Source organism: Candidatus Nanopelagicales bacterium, from assembly GCA_030700225.1.
Lineage (GTDB): Bacteria > Actinomycetota > Actinomycetes > S36-B12.
The window spans coordinates 1-25,004 of record JAUYJT010000063.1 but is presented as its reverse complement, the minus strand read 5'-3'; the positions used below and the strand labels follow the sequence as shown (position 1 = coordinate 25,004).

General features: G+C 64.3%; 22 protein-coding genes and 1 tRNA gene. 11 read left to right on the top strand and 12 right to left on the bottom strand.

Annotated elements, in window-relative coordinates; genetic code table 11:
- Nucleotides 1-43: 43 nt before the first annotated feature.
- Both metH and pgi read right to left on the bottom strand, forming a co-directional pair.
- Complete coding sequence (metH, locus tag Q8P38_10130) at nt 44-3,571, bottom strand: methionine synthase (GenBank protein MDP4014959.1); 3,528 nt, start codon at nt 3,569-3,571, stop codon at nt 44-46.
- Between the two features lie 53 nt (nt 3,572-3,624).
- Nucleotides 3,625-5,244, bottom strand: a complete 1,620-nt coding sequence (pgi, locus tag Q8P38_10125; protein MDP4014958.1) for a glucose-6-phosphate isomerase — start codon at nt 5,242-5,244, stop codon at nt 3,625-3,627.
- Nucleotides 5,245-5,459: 215 nt separating this feature from the next.
- Here pgi and gnd point away from each other — a divergent pair, with 215 nt between their 5' ends.
- Nucleotides 5,460-6,494 carry a decarboxylating 6-phosphogluconate dehydrogenase gene (gene gnd, locus Q8P38_10120; GenBank protein MDP4014957.1) on the top strand — a complete coding sequence of 345 codons (1,035 nt, stop codon included), beginning with the start codon at nt 5,460-5,462 and terminating at the stop codon, nt 6,492-6,494.
- A 5-nt stretch (nt 6,495-6,499) separates the two neighbouring features.
- Here gnd and mshC read toward each other — a convergent pair whose 3' ends face one another.
- Genes mshC through Q8P38_10100 form a run of 4 tightly spaced genes read right to left on the bottom strand, consistent with a single transcriptional unit; the run spans nt 6,500 to nt 10,319 of the window.
- A complete protein-coding gene (mshC, locus tag Q8P38_10115; protein MDP4014956.1) occupies nt 6,500-7,726 on the bottom strand; it encodes a cysteine--1-D-myo-inosityl 2-amino-2-deoxy-alpha-D-glucopyranoside ligase in 1,227 nt (408 codons plus the stop codon).
- Between the two features lie 3 nt (nt 7,727-7,729).
- A complete protein-coding gene (locus Q8P38_10110) occupies nt 7,730-8,380 on the bottom strand; it encodes an MSMEG_4193 family putative phosphomutase (GenBank protein ID MDP4014955.1) in 651 nt (216 codons plus the stop codon).
- 50 nt (nt 8,381-8,430) lie between these two features.
- A complete protein-coding gene (locus tag Q8P38_10105; GenBank protein ID MDP4014954.1) occupies nt 8,431-9,255 on the bottom strand; it encodes an undecaprenyl-diphosphate phosphatase in 825 nt (274 codons plus the stop codon).
- On the bottom strand, nt 9,252-10,319 hold the full coding sequence (locus Q8P38_10100) for an LLM class F420-dependent oxidoreductase (GenBank protein MDP4014953.1): 1,068 nt from the start codon (nt 10,317-10,319) through the stop codon (nt 9,252-9,254). The genes Q8P38_10105 and Q8P38_10100 overlap by 4 nt, the downstream gene beginning before the upstream one ends.
- 127 nt (nt 10,320-10,446) lie before the next feature.
- Between Q8P38_10100 and Q8P38_10095 the strand changes: the two genes are divergently transcribed.
- Nucleotides 10,447-11,436 (top strand): aldo/keto reductase, encoded by a 990-nt coding sequence (locus Q8P38_10095; protein MDP4014952.1) that lies wholly within the window; start codon nt 10,447-10,449, stop codon nt 11,434-11,436.
- A gap of 17 nt (nt 11,437-11,453) precedes the next feature.
- Here the strand turns inward: Q8P38_10095 and Q8P38_10090 are convergent, their stop codons facing one another.
- Complete coding sequence (locus Q8P38_10090; protein ID MDP4014951.1) at nt 11,454-11,885, bottom strand: hypothetical protein; 432 nt, start codon at nt 11,883-11,885, stop codon at nt 11,454-11,456.
- Nucleotides 11,886-12,020: 135 nt separating this feature from the next.
- Here Q8P38_10090 and Q8P38_10085 point away from each other — a divergent pair, with 135 nt between their 5' ends.
- On the top strand, nt 12,021-13,640 hold the full coding sequence (locus Q8P38_10085; GenBank protein ID MDP4014950.1) for an alanine racemase: 1,620 nt from the start codon (nt 12,021-12,023) through the stop codon (nt 13,638-13,640).
- Between the two features lie 55 nt (nt 13,641-13,695).
- Here the strand turns inward: Q8P38_10085 and Q8P38_10080 are convergent, their stop codons facing one another.
- The 3 genes from Q8P38_10080 to Q8P38_10070 all read right to left on the bottom strand — a co-directional run bounded on the left by Q8P38_10080 (nt 13,696) and on the right by Q8P38_10070 (nt 17,671).
- Complete coding sequence (locus Q8P38_10080) at nt 13,696-15,093, bottom strand: M20/M25/M40 family metallo-hydrolase (protein MDP4014949.1); 1,398 nt, start codon at nt 15,091-15,093, stop codon at nt 13,696-13,698.
- A 50-nt stretch (nt 15,094-15,143) separates the two neighbouring features.
- Nucleotides 15,144-16,571, bottom strand: coding sequence for a sugar porter family MFS transporter (locus Q8P38_10075; protein MDP4014948.1), 1,428 nt, complete (start codon nt 16,569-16,571; stop codon nt 15,144-15,146).
- Nucleotides 16,572-16,642: 71 nt separating this feature from the next.
- Nucleotides 16,643-17,671 carry a hypothetical protein gene (locus Q8P38_10070; GenBank protein ID MDP4014947.1) on the bottom strand — a complete coding sequence of 343 codons (1,029 nt, stop codon included), beginning with the start codon at nt 17,669-17,671 and terminating at the stop codon, nt 16,643-16,645.
- 185 nt (nt 17,672-17,856) lie between these two features.
- Between Q8P38_10070 and Q8P38_10065 the strand changes: the two genes are divergently transcribed.
- Nucleotides 17,857-18,864: a hypothetical protein gene (locus Q8P38_10065; GenBank protein ID MDP4014946.1), complete on the top strand. Its 1,008-nt coding sequence runs from the start codon at nt 17,857-17,859 to the stop codon at nt 18,862-18,864.
- Nucleotides 18,865-18,945: 81 nt separating this feature from the next.
- Nucleotides 18,946-19,030 (top strand) — tRNA-Leu (locus Q8P38_10060).
- Nucleotides 19,031-19,081: 51 nt separating this feature from the next.
- Here the strand turns inward: Q8P38_10060 and Q8P38_10055 are convergent.
- Nucleotides 19,082-20,308, bottom strand: coding sequence for a tyrosine-type recombinase/integrase (locus Q8P38_10055; GenBank protein ID MDP4014945.1), 1,227 nt, complete (start codon nt 20,306-20,308; stop codon nt 19,082-19,084).
- A gap of 7 nt (nt 20,309-20,315) precedes the next feature.
- Entirely contained in the window at nt 20,316-20,999 is a 684-nt protein-coding gene (locus Q8P38_10050) for a helix-turn-helix transcriptional regulator (protein MDP4014944.1), read from the bottom strand.
- Nucleotides 21,000-21,072: 73 nt separating this feature from the next.
- On the opposite strand from Q8P38_10050, the gene Q8P38_10045 reads away from it, so the two are divergent.
- From Q8P38_10045 to Q8P38_10020, 6 genes are all read left to right on the top strand, one after another.
- A complete protein-coding gene (locus Q8P38_10045) occupies nt 21,073-21,276 on the top strand; it encodes a helix-turn-helix domain-containing protein (GenBank protein MDP4014943.1) in 204 nt (67 codons plus the stop codon).
- Nucleotides 21,273-21,662, top strand: a complete 390-nt coding sequence (locus tag Q8P38_10040) for a hypothetical protein (GenBank protein MDP4014942.1) — start codon at nt 21,273-21,275, stop codon at nt 21,660-21,662. Before Q8P38_10045 ends, Q8P38_10040 begins: the two co-directional genes overlap by 4 nt.
- Nucleotides 21,659-21,796 (top strand): hypothetical protein, encoded by a 138-nt coding sequence (locus tag Q8P38_10035; protein ID MDP4014941.1) that lies wholly within the window; start codon nt 21,659-21,661, stop codon nt 21,794-21,796. Before Q8P38_10040 ends, Q8P38_10035 begins: the two co-directional genes overlap by 4 nt.
- A 50-nt stretch (nt 21,797-21,846) precedes the next feature.
- Nucleotides 21,847-22,917, top strand: a complete 1,071-nt coding sequence (locus tag Q8P38_10030) for a ParB N-terminal domain-containing protein (protein MDP4014940.1) — start codon at nt 21,847-21,849, stop codon at nt 22,915-22,917.
- Nucleotides 22,914-24,788: an AAA family ATPase gene (locus tag Q8P38_10025; GenBank protein MDP4014939.1), complete on the top strand. Its 1,875-nt coding sequence runs from the start codon at nt 22,914-22,916 to the stop codon at nt 24,786-24,788. Before Q8P38_10030 ends, Q8P38_10025 begins: the two co-directional genes overlap by 4 nt.
- A partial coding sequence (locus Q8P38_10020; GenBank protein ID MDP4014938.1) for a hypothetical protein occupies nt 24,785-25,004 on the top strand: 220 nt, incomplete at its 3' end. The genes Q8P38_10025 and Q8P38_10020, both read left to right, overlap by 4 nt.

Here is a 25,004-nt window from a genome sequence, read left to right as displayed (position 1 = left end):
ATTCGCCGCTACGACCCGAGAACCGGCGGCGATTCACGTCGCGTCACGTCGCGCTGAAGTACTTGGCCTCTGGATGATGCACGATCAACGCCGAAGTCGATTGCTCGGGATGCAACTGGAACTCCTCGGACAAGGTCACACCAATCCGCTCCGATCCAAGCAGCCTCACGATCTGTGCCTGCTGCTCGACGTCAGGGCAGGCAGGGTAGCCAAAGGAGTAGCGCGACCCGCGGTAGCCCTGCTTCCTGATGAGCGTTGAACGATCACCGTCATCCTCACCAGCGAATCCCAGCTCGGCGCGGATCCGCGCGTGCCACAACTCCGCCAGCGCCTCGGTGAGTTGTACGCCCAGGCCGTGCAACTCCAGGTAGTCACGGTAGGAATGCTCGTCGAATAGCCGCTCCGTTGACTCCGAAGCGACCCGCCCCATGGTCACGATGGTCAAAGCGAGAACATCTCTTTCTCCCGACTCGACCTGGCGGAAGAAGTCCGCGATGCATAGCCGACGGCCTCGCCGCTGCCGCGGGAATGAGAAGCGCGCGATCTGGGAGCCGTCGGGGTCGAAGACGACCAGGTCGTTGCCATCACTGTTGACTGGGAAGTACCCGTACACGATGGCTGGCTCGAGCAAGCCGTCCGTCTTGATCCGGTCCAACCAGTGGCGCAGTCGCGGACGGCCGACCTCCTCGGCAAGTTGCTCAAACGTCTCGCCCGACCCTCGAGCCGGTTTCAGTCCCCATTGCCCGACGAAGGTCGCGCGCTCGTCGAGGTAGGCGACAATCTCAGCCATGGGCACGCCCTTGATCACCCGCACGCCCCAAAACGGCGGCTCGGGAACAGGAACATCCCCGGCGACATCGGATCGGCCCGAGGAATCAGCAACCGCTGAACCTGGCTCGCCGCGCACGGATTTCACGCGCCTCTGCCGACGCTCAGGTAGAGCGGCATCCGGCTCCCCGCGTTTGACGGCCATGACCGCATCCATCAGTGCCAAGCCTTCGAACGCATCGCGCGCGTAGCGGACGTCGCCGGCATACAGCTCGGCGAGATCCTGCTCAACGTAGGCGCGGGTTAGGGCCGCGCCCCCAAGGAACACCGGCCAGCGCGCCGCGAGGCTGCGCTCGTTCAACTCCGCCAAGTTGTCCTTCATCACGACAGTGGACTTCACCAGCAGACCCGACATGCCGATCGCGTCAGCGTCGCTTTCCTCGGCGGCTTCGATGATCGCGCTGATCGGCTGCTTGATTCCCAGGTTCACGACGCGATAGCCGTTGTTGGTCAAGATGATGTCGACGAGGTTCTTACCGATGTCGTGAACGTCGCCCTTCACTGTGGCCAGCACGATCGTGCCTTTCCCGGCGCCGTCCGACTGTGCCATGTGCGGTTCGAGATGGGCCACAGCGCTCTTCATGACCTCCGCGCTGGCCAGTACGAAAGGCAGTTGCATCTGCCCGGACCCGAACAGCTCTCCGACCTTCCGCATGCCATCCAGCAAGATTTCGTTGACGATTACCAACGCCGATCTCGTCAGCAACGCTTGGTCAAGGTCGTCGATCAGCCCACCGCGTTCGGCGTCGACGATCCTGCGTTTGAGCCGATCCTCCAGCGGCAACGCCGCCAATTCGGCCGCGCGGTCCGCGACGGCTGATGATGTCGTCACACCCTCGAATATGGCCAGGAAATGGGCAAGCGGATCATGCGCGAGGGAGCCGTCGTCGGCGTACTCGCGACGGTCGTACACCAGGTCGAGCGCCGCATCCCGCTGGTCCGCGGGGATCCGGGCCATGGGAAGGATCCGCGACGTGGCCACGATCGCGGAGTCCAGACCCGCCTCGACGCACTCGTTCAGGAACACCGAGTTCAGCACCTGGCGCGCCGCTGGCGACAGTCCGAAGGAGACGTTCGAAACCCCTAGTGTCGTCTGCGCCTCAGGGTGGCGGCGCTTGACTTCACGGATTGCCTCGATCGTTTCGATGCCGTCCCGCCTGGTCTCCTCCTGCCCCGTAGCGATGGGAAACGTCAGGCAGTCCACGACGATGTCACCGGGCGCCATCCCCCAAACACCAACCAGGTCGCCAATCAAGCGATCCGCGACACGCACCTTCCACTCGGCCGTTCTCGCCTGGCCGTCCTCATCAATGGTCAACGCGATAACCGCCGCCCCGTGCTCCTTGATGATCGGCATCATCGCGTTGATTCGCGACCCGGAACCGTCGCCGTCCTCGTAGTTGACCGAGTTCACTACGCTTCGGCCGCCGAGCATCTCCAGTCCCGCCTCGATCACTCGCGGCTCAGTGGAGTCAAGGACGATGGGCAGAGTCGACGCGGTCGCCAGTCGCCCAGCGATACTCCTCATATCGGAAACCGCGTCGCGGTTGACGTAGTCGACGCACAGATCCAGCATGTGCGCCCCGTCCAAGATCTGACGGCGGGCGATCTCGACGCACTCGTCCCAGTTCTGGGCAAGCATGGCTTCCCGAAACGCCTTCGACCCGTTCGCGTTGGTGCGTTCACCGATGGACAAGTAGGCGGTCTCCTGACGGAACGGGACTGACTGGTAAAGCGACGCCGCCGACGGCTCCGGGGATACAGACCTAGCCGCCACAGGGCGCCCAGCCACGCGCTCAACGACCACGCGCATGTGCTCGGGCGTGGTCCCGCAGCAGCCACCCACCAGGGACACTCCGTAGTCGCGCACGAATCGATCGTGGGCATCCGCCAGTTGCTCGGCCGTTAGCGGGTAGTGGGCACCGGACGCTGTCAGTTCAGGCAGACCCGCGTTCGGCATGCACGTCAGCGCGATGTCGGAATTGGCGGCTAGGTACCTCAGATGTTCGCTCATCTCGGCCGGACCAGTGGCGCAGTTCAGTCCTATAGCCGCCACACCGAGGCTTCGCAGGGATGTCAGAGCCGCACCGATTTCGGTTCCCAGCAGCATCGTGCCGGTTGTTTCCACCGTGACTTGGACCAGGACTGGGACGTCCACACCGGCTGCGGCGATCGCGCGGCGGGCGCCGATGATGGCCGCCTTGGCTTGGAGCAGATCCTGAACTGTCTCGATGAGCACGGCATCAACACCGCCTGCGATCAGGCCTTCTGATTCCTGCTGGTAGGCGTCGCGCAGAACCGCGAACTCCACATGCCCCAGCGAAGGCAGCTTCGTGCCCGGGCCAACTGAGCCCAGCACATACCGCCCGCGTCCATCTCCGGCTGTGTACGTGTCCGCGACCTCCCGGGCGATGCGGGCTCCAGCCAGCGACAGCTCGGTAATCCGGTCACTGATCCCGAACTCGGCCAGATTCGCCAGATTCGCGCCGAACGTGTTCGTCTCGACGCAGTCCACCCCGACGTCGAAGTACTCGCGATGCACAGCGGCGACGACATCTGGCCTCGTGGCGTTGAGGATCTCATTGCAGCCTTCGTGGCCTTCGAAATCGTCCAGCGTCAGGTCGGCCGCCTGCAGCATGGTCCCCATCGCGCCGTCGGCCACGAGCACGCGCGTGCGCAGCGCGTCGAGAAACGCCTCGTTCGGCACTGCGACTCCAATGACGTGTGGTTGATCAGTATCCACCGTCAAGCCTAAACCGCTGTCGCCTGAACTCATCCCAGATCGGACTGCCCTGGTCAGCCTCTATCCCTCGCCGAGCGGTAGCGAGCCACAGCGGCGGTCGTCGCGGGATCCTGCTCAGCGGGTGCGCCAGCCCCGTCGATCAGCTGTGGAACGAGCTGGCTCGCGAGCACCTTGCCGAGCTCGACGCCCCACTGGTCGAACGAATCCACTCCCCAAATAGCCCCCGCGACGAAGACGATGTGCTCGTACAGGGCGACCAGGGCGCCAAGAGAGTGCGGCGTCAGCTTCTTTGCCGTGATGACGCTGCAAGGCCTGTTGCCGGGCATCACCTTGTGAGCCACGAGGTGATCTGGTGCTCCGTCGGCGCGCACCTCTTCCTCGGTGCGACCCAGGGCGAACACGGCCGCTTGAGCCAGAGCGTTGGCCACGAGCAGGTCGTGCTGCCTCCCCACCTCGTTCAGCGGTTCGTCGAAGAACAGCACGTCGACCGGGATCACGCTGGTCCCCTGATGGATGAGCTGATAGAAGGAATGCTGCCCATTCGTTCCAGGTTCGCCCCAGTAGATGGGCCCCGTTTGCGACTGGACAGGCGAGCCATCCAGCCGGACACGCTTACCGTTCGATTCCATCGTCAACTGCTGCAGATAGGCGGGGAACCGCGACAAGTACTGCTCGTATGGCAGGACCGCCACCGTCGGGCAATCCAGGAAGTTGCGGTTCCACACGCTGATCAGTCCCATGAGCATGGGCAGGTTGCCCCGGGCGGGCGCGATCCGGAAGTGCTCATCCATCGCGTGGAATCCCGCCAGCATCTCCTGAAATCCCGCCGGACCAACGGCGATCATCGTCGACAGGCCAATGGCTGAGTCCATTGAGTACCGGCCGCCGACCCACTCCCAGAAACCGAACATGTTGGCGGTGTCGATTCCGAATCCGGCTACAGCGTCAGCGTTCGTGGAGACGGCTACGAAATGCTTCGCGACGTCCGCTTCCTGGCCAAGACCCGCTATCACCCACTCGCGGGCCGCCGCGGCGTTGCTCATGGTCTCCAACGTCGTGAAAGTCTTGCTGGAGATGATGAACAAGGTCTCGGCCGGGTTGAGGTCCATCGTCGCCTCAACTACGTCTGTGCCATCAACATTGGACACGAAGCGGAAGCACAGATCACGGTCCGAGTAGGCGCGCAGAGCCGAGTAGGCCATCACTGGACCCAGATCAGACCCGCCAATCCCGATGTTGACTATGTTCCGGATCCTGCTGCCGGTATGCCCAACCCAAGCCCCTGAACGAACCCGGTCGGCGAACGCGGACATCCGGTCAAGCACGTCATGCACTCCCGCGACGACATCCACACCATCCACCACCAGGCTGGCATCTCTGGGCAGGCGCAGCGCTGTGTGAAGCACCGCCCGGTCTTCGGTCACGTTTATCCGCGCCCCGGACAACATCGAATCCCGCCGGGCCTCTACTCCACGCTCTTCGGCAAGCTTCAACAGCGCCGCCAGCACATCGTCGTCTAGCCGCTGACGGGAGTAGTCGAGCGTCAGGCCAGCTCCCTCGGCGACGAAGCGCTCAGCTCGGCCCGGATCGGCCTGAAGTAACTCTCGAATCCGGCATCCTCCCACCGAATCCGCCAAAGTGTTCAGCTCATCCCAGGCCAGCGACTTCACCACGTCGTCTCTCCTTCATCGCGACACCACGATGTGTCCGGTGCGCCTGCCACCGGGCCCACCGCCGTCAACCTATCCAGGACTGCCACGCGTTGCCATGGGACCGACCAACAGATGCGACATCAGGCGTGGCCGGCGCAGTTCCGTTAGCGTTTCAAACAGGCGCGGTCGTCTGGCCTAGTGGACGGTTCCGCCCGAAAGCAGCGAGGGAGGTAGCGGTGCCGACTGACAAGCCGATGCAACTTGGGATGATCGGGCTCGGGCGCATGGGAGCCAACATCGTTCGCAGACTCATGCGGGATGGCCATGAGTGCGTCGCCTATGCCCGCCACAAGACGTCCGTCGACCCCCTGGTCGCCGATGGAGCGACTCCGGCGAGTTCCTTGGCCGACCTCGTCGCCAAGCTCGCCAAGCCACGCAACGTGTGGGTGATGGTGCCGGCGGGGGCGGCCACTGAATCCGTCGTCACTGAACTCGGGGCGCTTCTCGAACCCGACGACGTGCTCATCGACGGCGGCAACTCCAGGTACCACGACGACATCCGCCGCTCCAGCGTGCTCGCGAAGAAAGGAACTCACTTCCTGGACTGCGGGACGAGCGGCGGCGTTTGGGGGCTGGAGCGCGGCTACTGCCTCATGATTGGCGGCGACACATCCGCCGTGAACCGGATGGTCCCGATCTGGGACACCATCGCCCCAGGTATGGGCGACGTTTCCAGGACTCCCGGGCGCGTTGGAGAGCCGATCCCCGCCGAACGCGGCTGGCTGCACTGCGGGCCCAGCGGCGCCGGGCACTTCGTGAAGATGACGCACAACGGAATCGAGTACGGGCTCATGGCCGCCTACGCCGAGGGACTGAACATCCTCAAGCGCGCTAACGCCGGGAACCAGCAACGCGACCAGGACGCCGAGACAGCGCCGCTGGAGAACCCCGAGTTCTACAAATACGACCTCGACATCGCCGCCATCACCGAGCTGTGGCGCCGCGGCTCGGTTGTGGCGTCATGGCTACTCGATCTGACGGCAGCAGCACTAGTCAAGTCTCCGACTCTGGATGAATTCGGCGGTCGGGTCTCGGACTCCGGCGAAGGCCGCTGGACCTGCCAGGCGGCGATCGACACCGGAACGCCGGCCCCCGTCCTCTCGTCTGCCTTGTACTCGCGGCTGATGTCGCAGGGCAACGCGCGATTCGCTGACCAAGTTCAGTCCGCGATGCGCAAAGAGTTCGGCGGCCACGACGAGAAGACCGGCTGACCGGGTCAAATGACGACGCCGAGCAAGGCGTCCACCGCTGCGCGGACCAAGGTCGGAGCGTCGGCGTCGGGCCCGCGTCCGAGGCGCGCCTGGGTCACCCAGTCGTCGACAGCGGCCAGCGCGGAATCGGTACTCAGGTTGTCGCTAAGGCATTCCCGCAACCGCTGGAGCAACGCGGCACCCGATGGTGCCTTCCGCGCTTCGGCGCCCAGCCTCCAGGCGGTCAACCGGTCTTGCGCCCTCGCCAAGTCCTCAGGCGTCCATTCCCAATCCGTCTGGTAGTGGTGGGCCAGAATCGCTAGACGGATCGCGGACGGATCGGCGCCGCCGTCAAGTAGCGACCGAACGAACACCAGGTTGCCGCGAGACTTGCTCATCTTCTCGCCCTGATAGCCGACCATCCCGACATGAAGGTAGTGCCTGGCGAAAGGCCATGCCCCAGAACCCGCCTCAGCCATCGCCGCACACATCTCGTGATGCGGAAACGACAGGTCCGATCCGCCGCCTTGAATGTCCAAAGGGACGCCGGGCATCACAGAAGCGATCGAGCTGCACTCCACGTGCCAGCCTGGCCGACCTCGACCCAGCGCACTTCTCCATGACGGCTCGCCGTCCCGGGCTGAGCGCCAGAGCAACGCGTCCAGTGGATCGCGCTTCCCCTCGCGCTGGGGATCTCCGCCCCTCTCCGCGAACAGACGCATCATCTCGCGCCGCGGAAGTCCCGACACCTCGCCGAACCTTGGCGCGACACCTACTGGGAAATACAGGTCGCCATCAACCTCATACGCAGCCCTCATCTGCTTGAGCTCCAGTATCGAATCCACAATCCAGGGGATCGACTCGACGGCTCCGATGTAGTTCCGCGGCGGGATCACTCGCAGAGCCTCCATGTCCGCCCGGAATGCCTCGGTCTCGCGGTCGGCGAGACCACGCCAGTCCTCGCCGCTTTCGACCGCACGTTCAAGCAGCGGGTCGTCAACGTCCGTCACGTTCTGCGTGTAGTCCACGTCATGGCCGCCGTCCCGCCAGATGCGGTTCACCGTATCGAACAGGATGTACGTGGCCGCGTGACCGATGTGCGTGGCGTCGTAGGGAGTTATCCCGCACACATACATGCGCGCGCGCTCACCTGGCGCCGTCGGACGGATCTGCCCGGATGCCGTGTCAAACACGCGTAGCGACGGGGCACGCCCAGGAAGTTCGGGGACGACCGTCGGCGGCCACGACCGCATGTGTCACTTCCGTCCGCGACGCATGCGGCGCGGAGAGTAGGAAGTCAAATCTGATCCGTCGTCGTTGAGACGCGAAACCACGCACGGACCGTCCTGATACTTGATGACAGAGATCGATCCGGGCCGCACCTCAATCCTGCGGAACATGTCCAGATGCAGCCCAAGCGCGTCGGCCAGGATGGACCGGATGACGTCGCCGTGACTGACAACAACATAGGTGGACTCCCCGCCAAGACGTTGGTTCCAGCTCCCAATGGCGTGCAGCGCCCTGATCTGCATCTCCGACAGCGACTCGCCGCCGGGGAAGCGCACCGCGCTTGGAACGTGGAGCACGGATTCCCACAGCGGTTCCTTGCGCACGACGTCCAGCGGCATCCCGGTCCAGTCCCCGTACCTGCAACTGGCGAGGTCGAGTTCGGCATGCACTGGCAGGTCGCGCCGCCTCTGCTTGGCGACGACTTCGGCAGTCTGGCGGCAGCCCTCCAATGGGCTGGTAACGATGGCACAGAAACGGACTTCACGCAGCCGAAGCGCTGCCATCTCGGCTTGCTTGCGACCCACGTCATCGAGCCCGGCGTCGGGCATCCAACCCGGCAGCAGCCCCTGCGCCTCGGCCGTGTTACGGCCTTCCGCCAGCAGAAGAACGTTGGTCACAAAGCAACAGCCTATTGCCTGCCGCCACGATCGTCACGGTGCGTTGGGGCTCACGCCGTAGTAAGCACCCCGAAGCCGAGCAGCACGATGATCAGTAGCCCCAGCACAATACGGTAAGCGACGAATGGCAGATAAGAATGCGTCGTGATGTATCGCAGCAACCAGGCGATCACGGAGTATCCGACGACGAAAGCGATCAAAGTGGCCAAGATCGTCGGGCCCCATTGTGGAGCTGACCCGTCGCCTATCTTCAGGGCTTCGAACAGGCCAGAGATCACCACTGCGGGGATGGCCAGCAAGAACGCGTACCTCGTGGCGGCCTCGCGTCTGTACCCAAGCGCCAAACCCGCCGAGATCGTCGCGCCGGAACGGGACACTCCCGGGATGAGGGCAAGTGCCTGCCCAAACCCGAACAGCACCCCGTCTCGTGCCGTCAGGGCTTCTGTCCCCTTTTCCTTCGCACCGAGGCGGTCCGCTAGTCCGAGGATGACGCCGAACGCGATCAACGCGCCAGCGACGAGCCACAGATTGCGTGCCACAGTCTCGATTTGGTCACGGAACGCGAAGCCGAACACTCCGATCGGCAAGGTCCCGATGATGACGTACCACCCCATGCGTGCGTCAATGCTTGACCTCAAAGGCGGGCTGAACAGTGACCTTGACCAGGTGGCGATGATCCGCGTGATGTCCTTGCGGAAGTACACCAACACCGCGCTCTCGGTGCCAAGCTGCGTGACCGCGGTGAAGGCCGCTCCCGGATCCTCCCAGCCGAACAGCTGAGAGACGATCAGGATGTGTGCCGTGGAGGAGATCGGGAGGAACTCTGTCAGTCCCTGTACGACACCCAGCAGGACAGCCTCGAACCAGCCGATCACTCCGCCAGGCCCGATTCCCTCAGGATCGCCGCCATCGCACGCACAGTGTCGGTGCGCTGGTCTAACTCGCCCGCGTAACTGGCGACGGTGAGTGTGGTGACGCCTGACTCGGCGAAGGCGTACAGTCGCTCCTTGATCCGGTCTGGCGGACCGATGAGCGACGTTTTGTCGATGAACTCGAAAGGAACTTTCGCGGCGGCACCCGCGTAATCACGCGCCAGGAAAAGGTCCTGGATCTGCGCGGCTGCTTCCCCGTAGCCCATGCGCGTGGCCAGTTGGTTGTAGAAGTTCTTCTCCCTGCTGCCCATCCCGCCGATGTAGAGCGCGGCGTATGCGCGGATCGGAGCTGCGCAGGCTTCGAGATCCTCCCCGATGACTAGCGGCACAGTTGGCACGATGTCGAATCCTTCGAGCGTCTTGCCTGACTTCTCGCGGCCCGCTCGGATGCTGGCGATCTGCTCCGGTGCGAACTCCGGGGAGTAGAACAACGCGAGCCACCCGTCGAACAGCTCACCCGCCAGTTCAAGGTTCTTCGGTCCGATGGCAGCCAGGTACATCGGGATGTCTTCGCGGACCGGGTGCACGGTCAGAGCCAGCGCCTTGCCCGGACCGTCTGGCAAAGGGAGCGTGAAGAACTCGCCGTCATACTTGACCCGCTCGCGCCGCAGCGCCATGCGGACGATGTCGACGTACTCGCGGGTACGGGCAAGTGGCTTGGAGAAGCGCACGCCGTGCCACCCCTCCGATACCTGAGGCCCGGATACGCCCAGGCCAAGGCGGAAGCGCCCATTGGACAACATGTCCAGGGTCGCGGCTGTCATCGCGGTGTTGACTGGGGTGCGCCCGGGGATCTGGAACACAGCCGACCCAACGTCGATGCGCTCCGTTTGCGCGGCGATCCAGGTCAGGACAGTCGCGGCGTCAGATCCGTACGCCTCCGCCGCCCAAACCACGGAGTACCCGAGTTCGTCTGCCTCGCGAGCCAGCACAAGATTGTCCGCGTCGTTGCCCATGCCCCAGTAGCCGAGATTGAGACCCAGTCGCATTTCGCTCCAATCTGACATCCCGTGCCCGCTCACCATTGCGGCCCTCTACGGGACCGTCGCGAGCATACCCGCCACCGCCACAGCCCCCCGCTTGTGGCGCGGCCCGCTGCTTCCCCGCGTTGGCGGGTGAAGGTAGGTTGCGGCCATGGAGCAGCGGCAGCTTGGGAACACCGGAATGCGGGTGTCGCGGATCGGTCTGGGGACCATGACCTGGGGTCGCGATACCGACGAGCACGAGGCGCGCGATCAGTGGAAGGCGTTCCTACACGCGGGCGGGAACTTCATCGACACCGCAGACGTGTATGCCGACGGGTCGAGTGAGGAAATGATCGGTCAGCTCCTGCACGAAACTGGGGGCAGGGACCGGATCGTAATCGGCACGAAGGCTGTGTCCCGACCCAAGACAAGCAGGCGTTTCGACGCCTCACGCCGTCATCTGCTCGCTTCTCTTGACGGTTCCCTGGCTAGGTTGGGCGTGGACTACGTTGACATCTGGAACCTGCACGCCTGGGATCCGCATACACCTCTTGATGAGACCCTGGCAGCTGCCGACGACGCGGTGCGCTCCGGACGGGTTCGGTACGTGGGCGTGTCCAACTACGCGGGCTGGCAGATCGCACAGGCGGCCACATGGCAGCGCGCCGTTCCCGGACGGTATGCCCCCGCCGTAGCGCAGATGGAGTACTCCCTGGTCCAGCGAGGCATCGAGCGCGAGGTGGCCCCCGCGTGCGAAGCCCTGGGTCTAGGCATCACGCCATGGTCTCCGCTGGGTCGCGGTGTCCTCACGGGCAAGTACCGCTACGGAAAGCCAGCGGATTCGCGCGCGGCGTCTTCTCACTTCGGTCCTTTCGTAGCCGAGCATCTCGATGATCGCGCCGCGCGCATCGTGGACGCCGTCTGCACCGCGGCTGAGGGCCTGGATGTGGCGCCGCTGGAGGTAGCGCTGGCCTGGGTCCGCGACCGCCCGGGCGTCGCGGCCCCGATAGTCGGAGCCCGCACGATCGGGCAGCTACGCACGATCCTGGAGTCTGAGCGACTTGAGCTTCCGTCGGAGATCCGTACCGCGCTGGACGAAGTCTCAGCGCCGCACCGCGGATACCCCGAATACGGATGGAACCAGGACAACCGCAGCTAGAGCCGCCAGGAATCTAGCTAGGAGCGCGGCTTGAAGAACGCGCTGGCCTTGGAGTTCCACAACAGCGCCAGAGCGATCACGATGAAGATCACCCCGACAATCTCGCCCGAGAGCCGCCCTGCGCTCGTGATAGCGAAGGGTGCGAGCACAATCCGCAGTATCAGCAGCAAAGTCACAATGATCCGCATCGCGTTGCTCCCCCGGCTCAGCAGACTCGCCACCAGCAGCAGCACCAGGCCATAAAGAATCCCGACAAGCGCGACGACACGCAAGGTGTCGGGGGTGAGGCCTTCTTCTAGGACCGCACGGGTATCGCTGGCCGCGAAGAGCGCCAAGACGCCCACTACGATCTGAAGAACTCCGTACAGACCGATCAGGAATGTGACAAGCGTGACGCTGAATGGGCGGTTCGGCCGACCAGGGCTCGCTGCCGTTGACGGTTCGGACATGGCTCCTCCTTGGCGCTATAGCCGAGCATAGGAAAGACAAGGCCAGGTTGCGCGGCCTTCAGTAGCATCGCGACTGTCACTGCTCACGCCTCCGGCCGACTCGGCCGCGAGACACCAGGCTGAATGGAGGAGCGAATGACACTTGACCGGCGCCAGTTCCTCAAGGCGGCGGGGATCGGAATGGCCTCCGTACCGCTGCTCACCAGCGGTTGCTCACCAGCGAGGCGCCCAACGTCTGGCGACGCTTCTGTCTTCAACAGGGAAGCCGCCGCCGCGCGGAATACGACCGCACCGATCGGCGGCGACCTAGTCGTCGCGGGTTACCCAGTGTCATGGTGGGTCGACCACTTCGGGCTTCCGCTGCACGTCCACTACGGACCTCGCATCCGGGAGAACGCGGCGGCGTTCATCAACGTGTTTGCGCGCCACTACCCCAAGGGCGAGGTCAGGTTCGCCGCCAAAGCGAACGCCCATCCCACAGTGTTCAAGTACGTGAGGGAGTCCGGAGCAGGAATCGACGTCGCCTCGGACAACGAGGCCCAATGTGCACTCCTGGCTGGCATTGACACGAAGTTCATGGATGTCAACGGCAACACCAAGTCCGACGAACTGATCCAACTGGCGCTGGCCAAAGGCATGGTGCTCATCGCAGATTCCCCCGAGGAGTTCGAACTGATCGCGGGCCTAGCGCGCCAGGCCGGGACAACTCCGCGTGTTCTGATGCGGCTGTCTGGATTCGACATTCCGCTCGTGACGGACGCCGCCGCGTTCACTGCCGGCTCATGGACCAAGTTCGGAATGAACGTCCACGAGGTCAAGGCGTTTGTGTCCCGACTGGGCGCGTATCCCGAGATCGACTTTCAAGGGTTCCACGCGCACATCGGATCCCAGATCTCGACCATCGAGCCATATCGGAAGGTCGCTGGGCGCATGATCGAGGCTTCGCGCACGCTCATCGCCGCCGGGCACCCGTGCAAGATGCTGAACATGGGCGGTGGGTTTCCGGTCAACTACGTCGACAAGAAACAGTGGAACCAGATTCTCAACCGGATCCGCCGAGGGTACCTGGCTGCCAAGAAGGGCGATACGTCGCATCTGTGGGCCTGGGACAACAACATGGTCGGGTTCCGCGACGAAACCACCGGCCAACTCCACTTGGACACCTGGACAGGCGAGGGCTACTACTCAGAACACCCCAAAGAGAATATGGTTGAGGCACTGCTGACGTCCAATGTGCCAGTGGGCGGCAAGTCAATGCCGTTCGCGAAGGCTCTCCGGGAGATCGGCGAGCCCATTCTGGTCATCGAACCCGGACGGAGCATCCCCGAAGACGCAGGGGTCACGCTCACGCGCGTCGGACACGTGAAGCGGGTCCTCAACAAGCACAACCTTGTTGCTATCGAGGCTGGGGTTGTCAGCTTCGCTGAGGCTCTAGCCGTAACAATCCCGATGAATAGGTGGGAACTGGCAACGGATGTCGATCGCCGCGACCCAAGCCCTTTCACTGGGTTCATCGCCGGTCAGCTTTGCTTCAGCGGAGACATGCCCTCTCGCTACAAGATCGAGCTGCCGAGACGACCAGCCCGGGGAGACATCTTGCTGACACACGACACGGGGGCCTACAATCCCCAGTTCTACGCAGCGAGCACCAACTACTTCCCCCGCCCGAGCAGAGTCATCGTCGACGACGTCGGCCAGATCGAGTTCATCAAGACCCGGGACACGTTCGACGAGGTGTTCTCGCTGAATTCCTAGGCACGCGAGCGGCCTCGACCGGGTCACAAGAAAAGGGGCGAGTCGGCTGGGCTGATCAGACGTTGTCGAGGAACCGGTTGAGCACGCGAACACCGAACCGGATGGCATCAACAGGAACCCGCTCGTCGACCGCGTGGAACATAGCCGCGAAGTTCAGGTCCGGCGGCAGCCTCAAGGGAGCGAACCCGTAACTGCGAATGTCCAGGCGGCTCCACGCCTTGGCATCGGTTCCGCCAGACAGCATGTACGGCACGGCCCGCGCCGCCGCATCCTCTGCCAGCAGGGCCGCGGTCATGGCATCGATCATCGGGCCATCGAACGATGTCTCCAGGGCGACGTCGAAGTTCACGAACTCCCGAACGACGTCGCCGCCGAGCAACTCGTCGATCTCTGCGAGGAACTCCTTCTCGCGCCCGGGCAGGAACCTGCCGTCGACACAGGCCTCGGCGGTGCCAGGAATGACGTTCACCTTGTGGCCGGCGTTCAGCATCGTCGGAGTGGCTGTGTCGCTCAAGGTTGCCCCGAGAAGCTCGGCCAGCGGCCCGGCCGCTTCGAGAAGCGCATCCGGATCCGATACGTCCACCGGGGACCCCGCCGCCTTTAGAAGTTCTGTGAGGAACTGCTTCGTCGTGGGCGTCAGGACCAGAGGGAAGCGGTGTTCGGCGATCCTGTTGAGGGCGCCCACAAGGCGAGCGACGGCGTTGGCCTCGCCTGGCATCGACCCGTGACCCGCTGTCCCCTCAGCCCTCAGGCGCATCCATGCCATTCCCTTTTCAGCGGTCTGGATCAGATACAGGCGCAGGTCCTCGCGCACAGTCAGCGAGAAGCCACCAACTTCGCCCACCGCCTCGGTCACCCCGTCGAAGAACTCAGGATGGTGGTCGACGATCCAGTGAGCACCCTTACGGCCCCCCGCCTCCTCATCGGGGGTGAAGATCAAGACGACGTCACGAGGAGGCTGATAGTCGCTGCGAGCCCAATGGCGTACAACCGCGAGGACCATCGCGACGAAGTGCTTCATGTCGACGGCCCCGCGGCCCCAGATCATCCCGTCGCGGATCTCGGCGGCGAAAGGCGGATGAGTCCATTCGTCCGCGAACGCGGCGACAGCGTCTAGGTGGCCGTGCAGGAGCAGGGCAGGGCGCTTAGAGTCACGACCGGGGATGCGGAGGTAGACGCCTTGTCTGTTTGGCGCGGTTGTTTCGAAACGTGTCGGCTGGTAGCCGACTTCCCCAAGCAGCTCCTCGACGAGTTCGGCGATCTGCGCTTCCCCTACCGTCGTCTCGTCCTCGCCCGTGTTCGTCGAGTCAATTCGGATCAGCTGGCGCAGAATCTCAACCGCGTCGTTCTCAGCGTCTATCGTCGCGGTCCGCTTGTCCTTGATGTCATTCGCCATGACGCCATCCTGCCGCAGCCGCAGCAAGTCCGCCCGCGAGATCGCACGGCGCGCCATGCTGCCTGGCGCCTCCTCCGCCGTACGAAAGCGCGCCCCTCACGGGCGGATCAAGCCCTGCCGCTGCTCGGCCCGGATTCTTCCGGCCACTTGCCGCCATTTTCCCAGAAGTAACGAATGTCATCCAAAGGACGTCCCTTGGTCTCGGGGGCGAACTTGTACACGAAGAACCACGCCACCACCGCGAGTGCGGCGAACATTCCGAACGACCAGGCGCCGCCGATAGTTTCGAGTACGAACAAGAAGTACCGGGCGATTAGCAAGTTTCCGAATAGGACAGCGGAGAGCATGATGCTGGAGCCGTAGGCGCGCAATCGCGCCGGGAAGCTCTCAACCGAGTACACCCACACAAGCGCTCCGAAGCCGAACACGAACCCCACGTTGATCAGCGCGAGCCCGGCGAACCCGAGCACGACCTGCGCCCCGTCAAGCGTGTTGCCAACTTCGGTCCCGAAGGCGACAACCAGCATGATCTGGGCGAAGACCATGATGCCGATCCCAGTGAGCAGAGTGGGCCGTCGACCAAGCGAGTCGATCACGCTCATGGACGCGAGCACAGCTATCAGCGCGATCACCTGCACAAGGGCCTCCAGGAGGAGGCTTCGCTCAGCGGAGTCGATTCCCAGGGCTTTGAATATCCGCGGGCCATAGGTCACAGTCGCGTTGATCCCTGTGATTTGGACGAAGAACCCCAGGGTCACGACGAACACGGTGGCCCGCAGATAGGGCCTGGTGAGCATCTCGCGGAACGCCCCGCCGGTCTCCTCGGCTATCGCGGCCTCGATTTCCGCGATCAGGGGTTCTGGGTCCTCGTCCGGTTCCAGCCGGGTAAGCGTCGCCCGGGCATCTTCTTCGCGCCCCTTGAGCAGAAGCCAGTTAGCCGTCTCGGGAACCCTTATCAGGATCGGCAGCAGCAGCGCCGCCGGGATCGCCGCTAAACCCAGCATCACTCGCCAGTTGACGCCTTGGTCGAGCCCCGCCAGCAAGATTGAGCCCACAAGCCCCAGGATTGTCCCGGCCACGCAGGTCACCTGAAACATCACGAGTGTGGATCCGCGAGTCCGGATCGGGACAGACTCGGCGATGAACACGGGGGCCGCGACGAGCGACACACCGATGGAAATCCCTAGGAGAGCGCGGGAGACCTGCAGTTGGGCCAGGTTCGCGGAGAACGCGCTTGTCAGGCAGAAGAGGACGTACCCAGCCGTGGCCAGGATCACCACCTTCTTGCGGCCTAACAGGTTGGCCAGGAAGCCTCCCGCCAAGCAGCCCAGCAGCTCCCCGGAGACAAGCACTGCGGTAACCAGCTCGATTTGGCTTCTGTCCAGGTCGAGGTCGACCTCAAAGAACAGCTGCGCCCCGCCTATGTTGCCGTTGTCGTAGCCGAAGATGATCCCCAAAGCCACAGCCGTGAGCACAACAAGTTGGACGTGCGACTGTGACTTGTCGCCAGTGCCTGATTCGGTCTTGGCCATCATGATCCGCTCATGTCACGCTCGAACCGACCCCAGGAACCTCGAGCTCAGCAAGTCGCGAGTTTCGTTACCTGCTACTTGAACAGCTTGGTCAGACGCTCGATCGACAATCCACCCGGCAGCTGCCGGTCCAACGACTTCTCAAGATCCTTCAGCTGCACCAGCTCGGGTAGCGAATCCTCGAGCTTCTGTATGCCCCCGCTCTTGGTGATGTCGCCGATCGTCATCCCGCCAGGAAGCTTGGTGTTCATCAAGTCAGCCAAGCTGAGCCCCCCGAGCTGTCCCTGAATGGCCTGCAGGTTCAAGCTCTTCTTCAGCGCGTCAATATCGACGAGCTGAGACAAGTCGATGACCTTCTTAGCTGGTGGAGCCTTGATCGCCCCCACATTGTCGAAGTCGCTCAGAGTCAGGACCGACTCGACGCGTTGCGGCCCGCCCGGGCCGGTGGACTGGCTCCAGCTCGCGGCCTTCACGACCCGGCCTTGACTGTCCACCCAAACCGACAGTTGGGCACTGCCCTTGCGACCCTTCGCGGCCTTCGTTCCGGCCAGCTTCTCAGCCTGTTTGTACGTGAGCGTTCCAACGTACTTGGTGGCCTCGACCCCGTTGACGGTTTCTGTCCCCTCGTCTTGGAAGTTCGCCGCCTTCTTCAGCGCACTCAACGCCGCTTTTGGATTCACGGGATCACTAATGCCGAAGGTGGACAGATCGGCCTTGATCCACTTCTGCCCAAGTATCCCCGAGAGAGCGTCAGCCCTGAAGTACGCGGTCTTGCCGATCTCGATCAGCTTGAGCTTGAGATCTTCGCCCATGAGCGAAATGCCGATCGTGGCCTTCAAGCTCCCCGTGGACAAGTCGAAGGCCCCCTTCGTCGTGCTTGTCGACGGGGCCTCGTCACGGCGGGTCGTGGTCACGGTCCCAGCGAACTTGGCAGACAAGCCGCCAGTCTTCGCCGCTGCCTGCTCAACCAGGGCCTCACTCTGCTTCGCATCCACCGTCGAGGATGGGCTTGGGCTGGGCGTACTTGTCGACGAGCATCCAGCCAGCAGGAGTGCCCCTCCAGCCGCTGCTACAGCAACTCGATAACCAAACGCGGTAGTCATTGCAGTGCCCTCCGTAACCAGTAGCTGTGTCGGAGTGTAGTGCCCTTCCCGCTCCGAGGCAGGCCAAAGTTGCGATTCCGCGAACATTCCAACGGAAGCGCGCACGTTCCGCGTATCGGTGACTCGTCGACCCATTTGCCGCTACGAGTTTCTTCAGGGGTGCTGCGACCCCTACTGTGAATTGCATGATTGCGAAGATCGCGCATAGCGCCCTGATTGCCGTTGGGCTTTCCGTACTCGTGGCCTGCTCCTCCGGCACTGCCCCCACCCCCGTCGGAGAGGTGTTCTTGTCCGCCGCGTCAGACCCCGGGGCGGACCCCTTCACCCCATCGGCAGCGAACCCGTCCGTCACGCTGGGCGCCGCGAGCTCTGCGACGCCCAGCCCAGCTGCTTCGGGTGAGGTGCAGTCAGTGACAGGCACAAGCCCGAGGGTCTACGCGGGCTCGTCCACCAAGACGCCGTGCGACAAGAAGAAGATCAAGGACTCCCTTGGGGCTGACGCGGCCAAGCGCGCCGCCTGGGCCGGCGTGATCGGCATCGGTACGAGCGACGTCGACGCCTACCTCAAGGGCGCGGCGGCCGTTGTGCTGCGTTCCGACACTCGCGTGACGAACCACGCCTTGACGAACGGCCAGGCCAGGCCCTTCCAGGCGGTTCTCCAGGCTGGCACTGCGGTGCTTGTCGACAGCACCGGCGTGCCGCGCGTCCGCTGCGCCTGCGGCAATCCTCTCGCGCCGCCAACGGCGGTAACCGAGCAGGTCGAATACACCGGAACGCCTTGGAGCGGGTTCGATCCAGGGATCCTGGTAGTCATCGTTCCAGGGCCTCCGCAGCGCGAGCTGATCGTCGTGGACGTCGACGATGGCACCGACTTGACCGTCCCTGTGGATACCCCGAGCGACACCCCAAGTCCCTCCCAGACCGGCACGTCAAGGCCTTCGCGCACTAGTTCACCGACGGTGAAGCCACCGACGGGGACCGCGTCGCCGGCGAACTACCAGAACTGCGCCCAGCAATACGCGCAGCTCGTCATCGACCTGACGCTGGCGCACAAGCTCACTCCCGCAGATGCCCAGCAATGGGCGGCCCAGGCCGAGAATGCCGCACAAGCCGCCAACAACGGCAACCTCGCCAAGGCGTACCAGATCTGCGAGCAAACCGTGTCCGAGATGGAGGATGCGCTGAACAGTTGACGGTTCGGCGCACCCTGGCGCCTTGGTATCCTGACGTGGGGGTACCTCCCGCTTGCGGGGGAGCTGCTGGATGCGGCGCTGGTCCGGGTGGCGGAATAGGCAGACGCGCTAGCTTGAGGTGCTAGTGCCCGATAAGGGCGTGGGGGTTCAAGTCCCCCCTCGGACACTAATTCTCCTCGTGGATGACGCCCGAAACGGTGTTTCATCTACCGTCTGTCTACCGAACCTGGCGGAGCCGTGTCACTTTCGGGTCTCTCGCCGCCTCGATCAGCCCGGCGACCGTGGCGGCGGCTTCGTCATGCATGAGCGGCGCGACGTGCGAGTAGACCTGCAAAGTGATGGTTACGTTTGAGTGCCCGAGGCGTTCTTGCACGACCCTGGGATGCACCCCGGACTGTAGGGCGAGCGTCGCCCACGTATGCCTCAAGTCGTGCAGGCGGATCGGGGGAAGGCCGAGCCGTTGGACCTCGGACTTGAAGACGCGGGAGACGTGCTCGGGGTTGACGTAGCTGCCCTCGGGCGCGGCGAACACTAGACCCTGATCGCGGTAACCGGCCCCAACCAGGTCCCGGTCCCGATGCTGTCGTGCCCGTTGCTCCGCCAGCGCGTCGAGAATGGAGCTGTCTAGGGCTATCGGGCGGCGCCCGGCCCCCGTCTTCGTGCCACCCTCAATGATCTTCCCTGAGACTCGCCCGACGCTGCTAGTGATGCTGGCGCGGCGGCGACCGATGTCAACATCTGTCCAGCGCAACCCGAGCGCCTCGCCGCGCCTGGCCCCCGACAGGGCGAGGAAAGCGAACAGTGGCCCGTAGCGGTGCGCCTGCGCGCCCTCCAAGAAGTCGGCGACATCGGTCGCCGCCCAAGTCGTCAGGGTCCCCGTGGCGGCGCTGGTCGACTTCGCGGACGGTGGTGTAGCACCGTCCGCCGGGTTGCGGGAGAGGATGCCGTACCGAACCGCGTCAGATAGCAGTGCCTTCGTGATGACATGCACGTAGCGGACTGTCCTGGCGGACAAGGGGGACGGTTGATGTCCCTTGACGTGTTTGCCGTCGACGCGCAAACGCGCGTACATGTCGTCAAGGTGGGCGGCTGATAGCGACTGGAGTCGGACTTCTCCGATGTGCGGCTTGACGTGCACTCGGAGGTTCTTCTCGTAGCTGGCCAATGTGGACGGCCTGAGCCTGTCCTCAGCTCGGGCGAGCCAACGATCGGCCCACTCCCCCACCGTGAGACTGGCTGGAGCGACGTAGCCGCCGCTCTGGACCGCCACTACCAAACCGGACAAGGCCTTCTCCGCGTCCCGCTTCGATGTGAACGCGGACCCTGTCGCCGGGTCGGAGTGCCAGCGGCGGCGGCGTGTGCCGTCCGCTGCCACGTCCTCGATGACCGCGTAGTACCTGGCCTTGCCCTTAGCGTCGACACGCTTGACTACGGAACCTCTCATGGTCGCATCACTCCACTTCGCCTATCTCGCGGGCGAGATCCTCTGCCCGCTGACCCTGCCAGGCTTGGTGGTCCTCCACGGCCCGCTCGTACCTGAAGTCACTCCAGGCTTGGGCCGCGTCGCGCAGCTCCGGCATGTTGGCGAGTTCGTCGATGATGGCGCGGGTGGCCCACGCCTTGCTCGTGGATGTCGCCCGCGCCCGCTGATCCCGCTCCGCCAACAGGTCCCGTCCGTAGTGGGCCGAGATGATTGCCAGTAGGTCCCTGTCCGCCTCCTCGCCGCCGGGGTCGTCGGGACCGAGAGCGGACTCAAGCACGATGTGTTCGAGCCGTTCCAGGCGCCTGGCCCGGTCGGACGCCGCCACCCTCTCGGGCGGGGCTTCCGTTGGCCTGCGGTAGACCAGCGCCTCGGCGCGGGCTCGGGTGTCGGTGTCGGCCGTCGCTGAGTCGCTGACGAATGTCTGGACCGTGACGTTGAGGATTCGGCAAAGGTCCGCCAGCTCGCCCAGGCTGAGGTTCCGTCGGCCCGTCTCCACTCCGGCGACTGTCGCCGGGGCCCAGTTGTGGTCAAAGGCGCGCATCGTGTCCGCTATCGAAGATTGGGTGACGCCTCGCTCACCGCGCATGGCGCGGAGCTTGGCCCCTATGAGCGCATCCACACCCCCAGTGCTGTCCCGTGCTGGCCTGTTCATAGACTGACCGTACCGTATCGTGTTGCCACGTGACAACTAGACAGCGACGGACCTTGCTGTTAGCGTCGTGTCCATGGACATAACGACAGAAACAGACACCATCCCCGACCCGAAGATCCGGGCAACAATCACAGTCGATGACGCCGCCAAGATCCTGCGCGTTAGCAGGTCCTCCGCCTACGCGGCAGTCAACTGCGGACAGATCCCAAGCATTCGTGTCGGGAGGCGGTTGTTGATCCCCACCAGCGCGCTAGCCCGACTCCTGGCCGACGCATGAGCACGCTCGAAGGAGTCCGCGCGCAGATCGCGTCAGGGCGGGTCGAGTTCATGGCCGGGAGCTACGCATTCTTCGAGTTGCTCCTGACCCGAGCCGAAGCCGACGCGCTCATGGCGTGCGAGGTCGTGTCTGACGCCCTCCCCGCCGGGCTCCGCTTCGGCGAACTGAACGCCGGACATCTTCAGACCGTGGCGGACCACTCAGCGGCGACGCGCGTCGCGGTACACGCCGAGTGTGACCTAGTGGAAGGCGTCGCCCACGACTTGCGGAAGTACTTCCGGCCCGGTGACGACCCCATGACCGAAGCCGGGCTAGTGGCTCGCGGCGCTGACCCCGAGACAGTGCGGCTCGGGCTCGCTCTACTGGCGCGGCGCGGTGGGTCGTGAACGCCGTCGAAGGCGAGGACTGGGTGAGAGCGAAGATCACCCAGAAGCGAACCGGCCAAGACTTCAACGGCCCCGGCGCTGCGGAAGCCGTGAGGCTCGCCCTTGGGCTGATGGAATCCGGTGGTGCCTCGTGAGTGGCAACGAAGTTCGCCCCGGCTTAGGGGCCGGGGCGACAGTAGACCACGTGGGCAACGGATCTGACACCGAGTCTACACAATCCGAGCCGTTCCAGTGCATGCCAGCGTTAACGAGTGAGGAATACGCGGCGCTGAAAGCCGACATCGCCGCCAACGGTGTCCGCGTCCCCATCGAAGTCGACCCATGGGGCCGCATCCTCGACGGGCACCACCGCGCCCAGGCCTGCCGAGACCTCGGAATCGAACCACCCCGCCGCACTATCCAGGTCACAAGCGATGAGGCCGCCCGCTCGCACGCCCTGAGCGTGAACAACACGGGCCGTCAACTGAGCCGCGAGCAAAGACGCGGGATCGTCGCCGGGAGCTTGACCGCCGATCCGCACCTATCGGACCGTGAACACGCCAGGAGATGCGGTGTCTCGCCATCGACTGTCTCGACGGTTAGGGCTGGACTGATCGAATCCGGTCAACTGTCCAAGTTGGACAGTCGACTTGGTAAGGATGGTCGGACGAGGCATCTGCCGTATCAGCCTCGATGGGCGTATCCGAGCTTGGATCTGCTCGAAGACGCGATGGCGGCGAACGGCATAACGTCGATTCTCATGGGCCTAGAAGCGCTGCCCATGCCGGGAATGGACGCCGAGGATTGGGACGGGTTCTGCGACAGCTTGAAGAACTACGGCGTCCTGGTGCCGATCGCCGTCACCGAGGGCGGGACGCTCGTGGACGGACGGTCGCGCCTGATCGCCTGCCTGTTGACCGGGCAGACGCCACCCGTCGAGACCATCGGCCTAGACGAGGACCTCGCGGGCTTGTGCATCTCAAACAACCTGATCGTGCGGAGCCTCACCCCTCAAGACCTCGCGCTATCTCGCGCGAGGCGTCGCCGGACACTAGCTCTCACGAGCGAGGACGCGCTAGCCGAAGTGCTGAACGATTCCGCCGGATGGCTCGACCGCAAGAAGGTCGCTCGGGGAGGCATCGCGGAGACTCTGACTCAGATCGTGGACGACCTGTGCGACGACCTGGACCGAAACCCCGACATCGGGACCACGCCAGACGAGATCCGCCTCTGGGCGGAGCCCGTCATCTCGCAGTGGGCCGGGAGTGGATCGTGACCGCGTTCGACAAGCTCGCGGGAGCCCTCACCGCGACGATCACAGGGGACACGGCGAGGGCCAGATGCCCAGCGCACGACAGCGGCTCCACGAACGTCCTCGACCTGCGGCGCATAGAAGGCTCGGCGCTAATCCACTGCCACGCCGGATGCGAGACAACCGACGTACTGGCCTCGATCGGGCTAACCATGGCCGACCTGTACGACGACCCCAGGGGCGCCCGATACGACTACACCGACGACTCGGGGGCAGTCATCCGATCAGTTCACCGATCCCCCGGCAAGGACTTCCGGCAAACGGGCGAAACCAAGCGAACCTCGCCACTGTTCCACCTGACGGGCGTCACCGAAGCCGTGAAGAACGGCGAGCCGGTCTACATCTGCGAAGGCGAGAAAGACTGCCTCGCGCTGGAATCCGTGGGCCTGGCCGCCACCTGCAACCCCGGCGGCGCCGGGAAGTGGAACATCGTCGATCAAACCCCACTGACCGGCGCGCACGTCGTGATCGTCACCGACCGGGACGAACCCGGGACACGCCACGCCCGAGACGTGAAACGACACCTGACACCGATAGCGGCCAGTGTCCGAGCGGTCCAATCCGCGGCAGGGAAAGACGCCGCCGACCACATCGCCGCCGGGTTGCGCGCGGACGACTTCGCCCCGCTCGACCTGTCAGCCACAGCCACAGCGAAGTACCGCTTCGTCAACTGGGGCGAACTACTCGCCGGGGAACACGAACCGCCCGACTGGGTGATCCCCGGAGTGTTGCCGGTCGGCGCGTCGTGCGCGATCTACTCGGCGGCAGGCGAAGGTAAGAGCCTGCTCATGCTGGACTGGGCCGTTCGTGTCGCCATCGGGTCGCCGATCTTCGACGACCCGATTCGATCGCGGACCGTGCTGTACCTGGACCTCGAACAAAGCCCGTCGATACTGCGCAACCGTCTGGAAGCGTTCCAGTTCACCGATCCCGAGAAACTGGGCAGGCTCCACTATTCGCTCTTGGGCGAATGGGAGCCCCTGGACACCGCCGAGGGAGGACGGCGACTGCTCGAAGCCGCCCAAGACGTTGGTGCCGAGGTTGTCATTGTCGACACGCTGAGCCGGGCTGTTCGCGGCTTGGAGAACGACTCCGACACGGCGTTAGCGCAATACCGGCACACCGTGGCGCCACTGAGACGCGCCGGAATCGCCTACGTGCGATTGGATCACAGCGGGAAAGATCCCCAACGCGGTCAGCGTGGATCTAGCGCGAAAGCCGCAGACGTGGATCTTGTGTACAGGTTGGCGCTCACCGACAAAGACACGCTCACCCTGCGGCGGGAGAAGGATCGTCTCGGGTTGGGCGACCCCGACACCCTCGCCATTCGCCGAACCACAGGCGAGGCCCTGACCCACGAGTCGATATCCATCGACTCAGCGCGCGAGGCGAAGATCGACGCGACCACGAAACGCCTCGACGAGCTAGCGGTCCCCGCCGACGCTGGCCGAGCCAAGGCCGGGGATGCTCTCAGATCCGCCGGGTTCCCCGTGAGGAACAAGCTGCTGGCTGAGGTTGTGCGCCGCCGAAAGTTGTCCGTGGGGGGGGAACCTGTCCCCCGCATGTCTCTACTAGACATGCGGAGAACGGGGACAGGTCCCCCAACTCCCCCCACGGGCAAGGTGGGGACAGGTGGGGACAGGTCGGGGACAGGTTCTGAGCGTGAGCGGGGACAGGTGGGGACAGGTCGGGGACAGGTCGACGGGCGTGTGCGACACGCCCGGGAATCAAGCCGTGGGGACAGCGCGGGGACAGGTCGGGGGCAAATCCTGCCCCTCACGGGCCTGCCTAACAACCCCATCGACAGCACCTACTCAGATGGAACGGAACGATGAGCGAACCCAACCCAGTCCGACCCATCTTCAAGGTGCTGCTGCGCGACTCACGCGGGCGAACCCGAACCATGTTGATCACCGTTCACGCGGTCAGTGCTCGACGCAGACTCGACCGGCTCACCGCGATCGGCGCCGACGTTTGGCTTGAGGAAGGCCGCTGCATGTGGCGTGGGGATCTAACCAGGGCACAACTCGACTGCCTCGCCGCGCTCAACC